The organism is Pricia sp. (genome assembly GCF_041745955.1).
Lineage (GTDB): Bacteria > Bacteroidota > Bacteroidia > Flavobacteriales > Flavobacteriaceae > Pricia.
Genome location: NZ_JBGTHY010000513.1, coordinates 1 through 9,905, shown reverse-complemented (window position 1 = coordinate 9,905; position 9,905 = coordinate 1). Strand labels below are relative to the sequence as shown.

The following is a 9,905-nucleotide window of genomic DNA, read 5'->3' as shown; positions in this document are numbered from 1 at the left end:
TGCACCACCACGTGGAGGACCTACAGGACTATCTCGACGAATATTGCTATAGGTTCAACAGGAGCTTCATGAAAGAGGGCATATTCGACAACCTCATGCTCAGGATGGTAAATACCCCTCCGTGCTATGTCAAAAATATTATTGGCTAAATGCCTAAGTCAAATATACAATTTGTCCAAATAGGCTTTAGTAAAGTTTTTCTTCTAAGGAATCCCTCCATTGAATAAAACCCTTTCTATCATCAGAATAATCATGGAGAATTCGGCTAAAACTTACAGGTTGAGATTCCAAATAAGACTGCCTGCCCTGATTTCTAATCATATTCAATGACGAATCTACAGAAGCTAAATGTTCCTTTAAGATCGAGCTATTTTTGTCGAAATGCCAAACGTAGGTGGCTTCTTCAGTATCCAAAGTTTCCAAAATTACATGGAATTGGTGATTGCCCAACAGCAAGAAAACAAAGGAAAATGGATGAAGCACAAATCGAAGTTTTAAAATCGTATGCGCATGATTGTCGGCCAGATAGCGTAGCTGGCGAAAATGTTTTACACTTCTCTTTGAAAGGATTTCCTCCAACAATTCTTGTTCCGATGGGTAAAGTGCTTGAATTCTTTCTTCATGCTGTGCAATATCGGATTTCTCTTTTGAATTTGATTTTTTACCAAAAAAACTTTTCTCTACGAGTCTGAATCGTACACTTTCCAAGACTTCACGGTTTATCCTTTCCAGGTCTCTGGAAATTGCCAATTGTGCAACCAAAACATTATTTTCAAATTCAGCCGAAACTGTTATTTCTACGGTTTTAGAATCCATTACTTTAGTAAAATATGGCTTGAGCACCTCAAACTCTGGGCGTATATAGTCATTCTCAATTTCGAATTCTAGTTCTTTTTGTAACTTGGAACTTTTGTGGGTAAATGCAATTGTACCGAAACGAAAATCGAGCTGCTCTATAGGTACTTTTATAGTTGCCGCCATTGAACTACTTGCTTGTGTCTTGGGAATGGCGGTGGGGATATCGTCAAATAAGGTAGCCTGTCTATCCAGGTTTCGGTAGTAGGTATTTCTTTTGAGAAAAAGCCGATTGAGGTATTCAATCTTATAATCCCTGTAGTCATAAATCAACGGGGCTATTTCGGTACGCTGTACCCTTCCTATATATTGGATCAGTTTCCCTTTGAAAGAAAAGGGATAAACTAAAAACAGACAAGTCGCGTTTTTCAGATCGGTGCCTTCTCCAAAGAATTGTCCTGTGGTAATCAGGATTTGATAGTTTCCTGAATTGAGGATTTTCCATTTTGAACTTCTATCGCTCTCTGAATCGTCTCCACTTAATGCGACAACCTCAAATTTTTGCTTTAAAAACTGGTGTAATGTTGCAATATGTTCTTTTCGTTCTGTAATTACGACCACACGTTTACCAGTATTTACTTCTGAGGTTATATCGGCAACGATGTTTTTGTTCCGTTCCGAATCATGTACCAACACTTTGGACAGGGTTTCGAAAGTATCCGTTTTTGAATTAAAGGGAACATCAAAATCTGTATTCCTAATGATAATCCGTGCTTTTTTGAAGGTTTCAATATCCTGTGGTTTGACGTCGGCTATCAATTCTCCCAAATGGGCAAAAATCAGTTTACCATCGCTATTTTTTCTAAAGGGTGTCGCTGTAAGTCCATATTGGTAATAAGGTGAAAGTTTGGAAATGGTGGCCGCATAGGATTTGGCGGGAATGTGATGACACTCGTCAATAATAACGGTCTTGAATGTTTTTGAAATTTCAGGATTATCTATTTTTTTACCCAGACTTTGAATCATTGCTATTGTAACTTGCTTGCCTATTTTTGCTTTACCCTGACCTATTTTACCAATCTGGTTTTTAGGAATTTTCAGAAAAGCTTCGATTCGTTCCACCCACTGGTTCAAAAGTTGTTTTCTGTGGACAACTATTAATGCGGGTTGGCATTTGTCAGTAATTATTTTTAATCCGATTATAGTTTTTCCAGATCCTGGTGGTGCTGCAATTACCCCAAAGTCCTTTTTAGAAACAGCAGATAGTACCGTTTTCTGGTGTTCGAGCAACTCAGTGCTAAAAGAAAACGGTATGTCTTCCGATTTTTTTCTTTTGTCCTGAAATTCAAAATTGATTTTTTGTTTGTTACAAAACCGAAGTAAGTGTCCGATAGTGCCCCTCGGAAGAACGACTTCATTTTTCGCTTCCGAAACAAGATTGAAATACCTATCGGTGCTCCAAGTATTTCTACCTATTTTCTTCTTTATGAAATAGTCGGGATTTACTACATTGAATGTATCCTTTATAAAATTGACCAATGGTGTAGTCAAACCAGTCTTATTGATTCTAATTTCGTTATCCAAACGAATGACAAGTGTATTCCCGGATAACGAGACCCCAAATTTGTTGGCATCGTTTTTAACCACCTCATTGTATAAAACATCCAGTTCTGCGGGGTTTAGTCTTTTAACCTGTTCTAAGAAATACCACTGATTCTCATAGGGAGTGAAAGATTTTGGGTCTATAAAGCAGCTATTGCCCTGTTCGACATTTGGATTATGCAAGGGCAAGGCTATAAGGTTGCCCAGGCCCTTTCCCGAAAGAAAATCCTGATTGGGGAATAACCTGTCAAAACTTGAAGTTTTATCGAATATGGAAAATATTCCACTTTCTTCGAGTAGTTGTTTAAAAATCGTTCTGCTTTTTACGGCGGGGTAGGCTACTTCAAAAAATATCCAGACATGCCCGCCGTTTCCGGAACGGGAACGCTCCAAATAAGCCGGTATACTTTTGAACTCACAAGCTGACATAAAATCCTTGCATTCCTGTTGCCAGTTTTCCTTATCAAAATCCGCAACTATAAACCAAGATGTATTGTCTTGGAGCATAGGATAAATGCCTATTTGTTGTTCGCCGTCGAAATGTTTGAGAATCTGACCGTCGTTTAGGGGCAAAAAAGATTTTTCGATAAAATTCTTAAACGTTCCCCCATTGATTTTATGCAGCCTATATCGGTAAGGGTCGTAAAAGTAGGCCGGAATATAGCCGCTTTTATTTCCTTTTTCCCATCTGATGGCAAAAACATCGTCCCTTCCTCTAAATAGGGATTTGAATAATTGGATATGTTCTTTGCTTTCTGATTCCAAGGCTATTTTTGATTACTTCGCAATTAGAGTAAAAATAACAATAAATTAGCGGCTATAATTTAGGCCAATGTATTGTTAACTGGCCGTTGGTAAGATAAAGGCGTGAGATGCTTTTTCTGAGTCTTATGCTTTTATGCGCAGAAACATGGACTTGTATGGTAGAAAGGCCCTTTTCTATTTCAGCAGTATTATGTCAAGTTTTGTGCGTAAAAAACCTTGACCTATTAGCCTTTTAGTAACGTTTCAAAAGAATCACATATACAATGCAACTAAAGTTATCAGAGCTTATTAAAATATGTCCAGTTTTTTAATAAATAAACTGGACAATTCCATTTGTTTCATTTCGTGAAGAGATGTTTGTAAACTCTTGATTTCAATAACGATATAACTCATAAAGCAACCAAGAATTCTTATCCACTTATAAAGATTTTTGCCTGAGGCGGGTAGGGGTGAAGCATTTACTTTGTCGGATATTTTCAAAGTCAGTTGTAGTATGCGGATTGACCCCTCTCGGTTACTCCGGGTGATTTAACATTATGTGATAATGTCAAGTTTTTTTGTGCAAAGAACTTGACATCTTATTTACGAAACCTTTTTTATTCAACATGTAGCTTTTTTAAGTGCCTAAGAGCCTCCCTCTCAACTGTATCATAATCTGGTAGATTCTTTATTTGGTCGGCCATAGATTTTTGCCAACGGCCCTTGTATTGTGCTTTTCTTTGTTCAAGTTTTGCGTGAAATTGAGTTGGGTCAATATCCTTACTTGTACACTTGGCTTTAAATTCGTTTACATAAAAATCTATATCCATTTCATGTATCTCCAACAAATACCAAATGTCAAAAAAATCGCGTGCCTGCATACGCTGCATAACCGATCGCATTTTCTCAACTAACACTTCTTCTAAGGAATAACAAAGTAGTTGGTGAGCATCTTGGTCCGAATAACTTAAAAACACATCTTTCAAGACGGGTTCAAATTGAAGTTGCTCACTTCTAGAGATATCTATTTTTACTTTCTTATGCGCCCCTAATCCCCCCAACGGACCTACATAGCTAATATAGAAATTTATTCCACCATCTTCATGTGGGTTATCATCAATAATTTCCAATGGAATATTTGCTTCTTCCAGTATATACTCAAAAGCCTCGGAAAACCATTTGAATATTTCCTCGTTTGTTATTTCGTCATTAAGCAAAGTAAAATCCAAATCTTCGGAAAAACGGTAATCTGCAAAATATACTTTTTTTAGAACCGTCCCCCCTTTGAAAACTAAAGCCTTTGAAAGTTTGTTATGTTGAGAAACACCCTGTAAAATCCAAGATAGCATATAGTCCTTTTCAATCTGTTGATCGCGCACGCCAACCTTACTTGCTTTTTGCTGTATTTCTCCTGGTTTAATCACGTATAGATGGCAGATTTAATTGTTTCAATTTCTAGATTTTGTTGAATACTCCAACGACTTATCAATTGGCCAGATTTAGGTAGTTCTGTGTCCAGTAAGACATATGAAATCGTTTTTTCCTCCTGTAACTTACTTATTATATGTGTTTCGATTTCGAAAGTCTCTAATAGGAACCCCAGTCTTTTGATTACTGCTTGCGATTTGAATTTTTTTGAATATTCAAGTAATTTATCATAATCAATTTTATCTCGAGACATATATATTGCTCTTGCTATTTCTACTATTCCACCTGCATAATCTGGTTTAAATAAGCAATCAACAATTGTTTTTTCTAGGTCTGAACAGAGTACTTTATTGAAACTATCAACCCAGACTTTCTTAAAACCGAAAAAATGTTTTTCATTGTGATAGATAAATTGAAATGGTACATCTTTTACTAATATTGTTGATGGTCTGTGTTGTTTAGAAACAACTATTTGCTCTTTGAGTGAAGGTTGAGTAATCAAGTTATGTAACTGTAACGCCGAATAGTAACCGATATAATAATCGCACTGGCTTACCAGACAGTCTGCCAATAAATGCCATTCAGGCATAAATTCCTCTGGACTTTGTTCATAAGGTATGATATGGTAGACCCCTACCTTTATACGCATCAATAAACCTCTTTTAGTCATATCACTAAGAAGCTTATTCAGTGTTGTTTTACCGGCTTCTGGAAAAATATTTAATGCTTCCGAACTATTAAAACATGTTTTATCCATCTTATTAAAATAAGACAGGAGTTCACTCGATTGTGTCGAAATGTTTTTATGTTTCATAGTTGATTTGTGAGCAGAAAACTCACTACAATGATATAAATAATAAAATGATTGCTAAAATTATTTTGCTATTATCTTTTGTAGTAAAAAAGTGAGCTTAATACTCACTTGGTTGATATAAAACATAATTATCTACTAAAAAGAAAACTGTCCCCAAATCCTTACCCCAAAACTTTGCGCATGGATCCTGTGGAATTTTTGTAGCGTTCCGGCAGATAAGCGTAAAGCAAAAATTCCATAGGGCGCACACTACTTTTGATTTGGAACACTATCTTTTTCCTTTAACCATTTTTGATACGACTGGTAGTGCTCGGGGTTTTGGTCGAAATACCCCCTTAAACTTGATATTACCCTATGTTCCCCTTCTGCAAAGGCTTTTTCCATGACATCGCTTATTCGAGATACTCTAAAAGCTAAATAACCGATGATGACCAGGGATATTATCCAAATCGAATAGTGAATCCATAATTGTGTTTTAGGAACCAATCTTGCCGTGGAAATCTGTTTTTCCATATCGAGAATAGATTCTTGAATCTCGGAGCTTTTGGCTTTTTGGGCCTTTAGGTGTTCTTTCAGCATATACTCTATTTCCGAGATATCAGGTTTTATTTTGATATTGTCCGTATTCTTGGTCAGTTTTTCCAACTTGTCCAAGGACTTGTTGAACCCGTCCAGTTCATCATTCAGAGGCTCCATGACTTCGTCCAGTTTCTTGTATCCCATAACTTTTGTTTTAATATCCGATTCCTCTATCGATAGTTCTTTTTATCGCTTTTTTCAGTATGTTTTTGGCAATGCTTGTAGCGAGGTTAGTGCTCATTTCCACAGTTTTTCCTAGTAGCTGAACCGATTTGCCCACCTCTTTTGGTTTTGCCATTCCCCTGTTCTGTGATAGCTGCCCCATTATTTTTCCCCCGGACATGGAGCGGTGCACCTCGCTGGCCTTAAAATTGCGGCCTTGGTATTCAAGCCTGAACCCCTGTAACCTGTCGGCCTTGTTTATTACAGGAATCACTTCCACGTCCCTTTTCTGCATTGCCTTGATATAACCATCCAACGTTTTAGGCCTTTCGTTCTCCATTACTTTCTGATGAATGTTCTTAATTTCGAGGCGGACTTTTATGGAATCCAGTTCTTTTTCCAATTGCACCTCCCTGGCCGTGGTCAGGCTTATATCCTTGGCCACGTTTTCGGCGGCCAATTGGCTCCGCTTCCCTATAAAACTGTCGTTGTAGGCCTTCCCGTCAAAGCCTATCCGGTTGACATAAAGGTGCACATGGGTATGGGCCCTGTCCCTGTGGACGAAGGCAATGGCCTGCCGCTCCTTCAGCTGCATTTCCTTGATAAACTTTTGGGTCAGTTCGGTCAGTTTCTGCTTGGTGAGGTTCCTGCCGTCCTCCCGTGTCGGGCTGAGTACGAAGCTCAGGGTGTTCTTTTGGCAGCGTGTATTCTGCTCTTGGATGATCTTGAACTCCTCGGTTATCTATTTGGCATCGTTGCCCGCTAGGTGTTGGCTATAGACTACCTCTGCCTGTTTCTCCTGGTTCCATCCGTAGTCCATGGATGCCCCCGTGTGCGCTATGGATTTTCCCTTGCCTATCATCCCCTTATTTCTTGAAATTATATAAGTGTGTCCTGATCTCCTCTGCCAGTTGTGCTACCTCCTTGGCCAGTCTAGGGTTCCGCTTTTTGAACATATTGCCGATACTGGTAAAGTTGTTCTTGTACTTGACCAGCATTTTGTAACTGGCCATCTGTTCCGCCGTCAGACGTTCGATGACCGAATTTCCGAAGGCAGAGCTGCGGCAGTATTCGGAGAGCGAAATTCCGGCCCGCTTCGCCCTTTTTTTGAGCAGCTTCTTTTCGTAGATGGAGCATCGGAACTTGATGTAGGTCCTTTTCATTTCCTTTTGACTTTGCGACCGCCAGGAGCAGAGCAAGACCGTTTTTGTGGCAACAAAAACACATCTTGAATTCCCTGCCCGTTTAAATCGGTTGTACTGCCCATGAGTCATTCATTGATATCCTTAAAACCTTTGTAAAGGGTTGATCGGTCCTCGCATTTCTTGCAATGCCCAATCAGATTGTGGGTGGTCTGTTTTCCGTTCAGATCGTTGTCCAAATAGAGTAGGGTACTGGTGTAACCTTCAATAATCCTCATAGCTTTCTGGACGAATGCCGTGGAGTTCAATACCAAGAAATCATGTTCGGATTCTATATTTTCACTGACCTCCAAAATTGATAATAGGTCGAACATCCCTTCGGTGACAATGAGTTTGGTATGGCCATTTTTGATATGGGTGACGTCCTTTGGCGAACAGGAATTCTTCACATATTTGTTGCGCAGTTCCCATCCCCCGGAGTCGTTCTTCAGTCCAATGGCGAAATAGCTTTTGTCCTTTAACCTGTAATGGACTTCAGTGATATATTTTAAGGCGGTTCTCGGTCCGATATTCCTTGATTTCAAATAATCCTCTAATGCAAAATGGCTCAGTTCTTTGACCTTTGTGATTTGAATTTTGGTGTCGTTTTCTTTCTTCTTAAAAATTGGTTGCTGCTGAAAAGAAAAAGAGGTCTGTCCCGTGTTCAGAAAGTCGAGGGTTTCCTTGACCGAGCATTTGTTGATCAGGCATACCAGGTCGATGACGTTCCCGCCCTTTCCCGCCCCGTGGTCGTACCACCGGTTCAGTTTCTTGGACAATTTGAAAGAGGCTTGGGCCTCTGGCCGGAACGGACTGAGGAACCAAGCTTCTTTCCCGGTCGATCTGGTCGGAAAGTGCCCGAGTTTTGCCAGCGCCCTTTCGATGGGAAAAGCTCGGGCTCTTTCGCACGATAGCCCGTTGGTTCTTTTTCTTTTCATCAGCTTAATTTTTGTCATATTGCTTACCTTCCTACCGATCCCAATGATTACGGGGTCTTTGGCTTAGGTCAGAGCTAATTTTGATGTTACCTATCTTACCATTTAGGTAGGTTAGGTAAGATGGAGTTATAACATCCTACCTATCTTCGTACCCCATTCTTATTGGTTTCTTTTTTCCTTAGGTAACTAGGTAGGTATTATTCCCTATTTTTTGAAAGTTCCAATTCCCAAGGGGTGTCCGTAAAAAGCGGTTTTGCCAGATAGCCGTAGACCTGCCGTTTGGGATGTTTCACTTTTTGATACCCGAACCCCGCGAGCGCACGTCCGATATTGATATGGTTCAACCGCAAATTGAGGCATCCCGTTGCGACCATCACATCGGATGCCGTCCTGAAATCCTTCATATCGTTGGATTTTTCATAGTATTTGGCGATAACTTCCTGTTCCGAGGTCAATTTGGTGTACCTCTTGTTCCGCTCCTCGTTCTCTTTGATATCCTTGATGGATAGTTCGGGGTCGAAGGTAGGGTCGGAATAGGCCAGATGGTAGGCCTGTGACCATACCCCGTTGATATCTGCTTCCTTTGAATATCCAAAATCTATTGTACCCATCAGCTCGAAACAGAGCCAACGGACCGAACCGGTCTCGTCGTTCAGAAAAGAGGACATATTGGTGCTTCCCATAAAAGAACATATCCTTGTCAGGGTCGTGTTCTTACGGTCATAGGGCAGCCGTTCGTTGATGAAGGTCTTGGAGAAGAAGGATTTCAGCGCATTGACATCCTTTTTGGAAAGTACGGCCAGCTCGTCAAGATTGTACAGAAAGTTTCGGCAGAGCTGGATACGGGCATCCTTGTCATTGCTGATATCCTCTGCCATATATTCCGCCAGTTCGGGCGGACAGAGAAATCGGCACCAAGTGGATTTTCCGGAGTTCTGGCCTTGATGGGACAGTACAAAGGCCTGCTTGTTGAAATAGTTGTGTTCCAGCGCGCATTTGATTGTCCGTACCAACCATTTTTTGAAGTGGTAATTGAACGCTTCTTTCTCATAGGTCGGTACATAGGATGCCAGTTTCAGGATATGATCTTCCCCGTCCCATTTGGCCAAGTTTTCAAAGTATTCCCTGATAGGATTGTGTTTGGGTATCCATTCCGAACGGATAAGGATTTCCAGTTTCCCTGTGGGGATATCGACCCCTGCCTTGGCCAGTTCGATGATCAGGGAGTTCAGGTTCAGATACTGCCATTTCTTAGAGCCTTTGAAGGCGATCTGAAAGTCATGGGAGATCTCGTTGTACGTGATGTCATACTTGGCCTCCAAATATTCCATGGTATAGTCGTATACCGTTTTTTTCTTGGCGTCCTTTACCTGGTAAAGGTTATCGCTTTGGTTTTTTGAAATCATCACCTTCTCTTTTTGAAGGTATATTTCAATGCCTCTCCCTTGATTTCGGTATGGGATTTCCGGCTGTTTTGAAGTAACCAATCATTGAGTTTCCTCTTTTCGAAGAAAATCATTTTCCCGTTGGGCTTCGAGTGGGGGATATTTCCCGACGCGGTCAGTTTATAGAGATAGCTTCTCGATATTCCGGTGTAGTCACAGGTTTCCTCGAAGGTCAGCACCTCCTTATTGGCTATTATCAGTTTTTCCAGACGATCTA

Annotated in this window: 9 protein-coding genes and 2 pseudogenes; 1 reads left to right on the top strand and 10 read right to left on the bottom strand. The window is 40.3% G+C overall.

The window, feature by feature from the left end:
* Positions 1 to 149: pseudogene (locus ACEW8S_RS18240) on the top strand (IS1595 family transposase); the annotation flags it as partial.
* Positions 150 to 186: 37 nt separating this feature from the next.
* Here ACEW8S_RS18240 and ACEW8S_RS18235 read toward each other — a convergent pair.
* The 10 genes and pseudogenes from ACEW8S_RS18235 to ACEW8S_RS18190 all read right to left on the bottom strand — a co-directional run.
* On the bottom strand, positions 187 to 2,379 hold the full coding sequence (locus tag ACEW8S_RS18235) for a DEAD/DEAH box helicase (RefSeq protein WP_373519536.1): 2,193 nt from the start codon (positions 2,377 to 2,379) through the stop codon (positions 187 to 189).
* 90 nt (positions 2,380 to 2,469) lie between these two features.
* Positions 2,470 to 3,162, bottom strand: a pseudogene (locus ACEW8S_RS18230) (restriction endonuclease subunit R); the annotation flags it as partial.
* A 596-nt stretch (positions 3,163 to 3,758) separates the two neighbouring features.
* The gene (locus ACEW8S_RS18225; protein ID WP_373519534.1) at positions 3,759 to 4,565 is read right to left on the bottom strand and encodes a nucleotidyl transferase AbiEii/AbiGii toxin family protein; all 807 of its coding nucleotides are present in this window, start codon (positions 4,563 to 4,565) and stop codon (positions 3,759 to 3,761) included.
* Positions 4,562 to 5,383: a transcriptional regulator gene (locus tag ACEW8S_RS18220; protein WP_373519533.1), complete on the bottom strand. Its 822-nt coding sequence runs from the start codon at positions 5,381 to 5,383 to the stop codon at positions 4,562 to 4,564. The genes ACEW8S_RS18225 and ACEW8S_RS18220 overlap by 4 nt, the downstream gene beginning before the upstream one ends.
* 249 nt (positions 5,384 to 5,632) lie before the next feature.
* Complete coding sequence (locus ACEW8S_RS18215; RefSeq protein WP_373519532.1) at positions 5,633 to 6,106, bottom strand: DUF6730 family protein; 474 nt, start codon at positions 6,104 to 6,106, stop codon at positions 5,633 to 5,635.
* A gap of 10 nt (positions 6,107 to 6,116) precedes the next feature.
* Entirely contained in the window at positions 6,117 to 6,866 is a 750-nt protein-coding gene (locus tag ACEW8S_RS18210; protein ID WP_373519535.1) for a relaxase/mobilization nuclease domain-containing protein, read from the bottom strand.
* A 124-nt stretch (positions 6,867 to 6,990) separates the two neighbouring features.
* On the bottom strand, positions 6,991 to 7,287 hold the full coding sequence (gene mbpA, locus ACEW8S_RS18205) for a mobilization protein MbpA (RefSeq protein WP_373519531.1): 297 nt from the start codon (positions 7,285 to 7,287) through the stop codon (positions 6,991 to 6,993).
* Between the two features lie 107 nt (positions 7,288 to 7,394).
* Complete coding sequence (locus tag ACEW8S_RS18200) at positions 7,395 to 8,243, bottom strand: toprim domain-containing protein (protein ID WP_373519530.1); 849 nt, start codon at positions 8,241 to 8,243, stop codon at positions 7,395 to 7,397.
* Between the two features lie 197 nt (positions 8,244 to 8,440).
* Positions 8,441 to 9,649, bottom strand: a complete 1,209-nt coding sequence (locus ACEW8S_RS18195; protein ID WP_373519529.1) for a VapE domain-containing protein — start codon at positions 9,647 to 9,649, stop codon at positions 8,441 to 8,443.
* On the bottom strand, positions 9,649 to 9,905 hold a 257-nt coding region (locus tag ACEW8S_RS18190), incomplete at its 5' end, for a helix-turn-helix transcriptional regulator (RefSeq protein ID WP_373519528.1). The genes ACEW8S_RS18190 and ACEW8S_RS18195, both read right to left, overlap by 1 nt.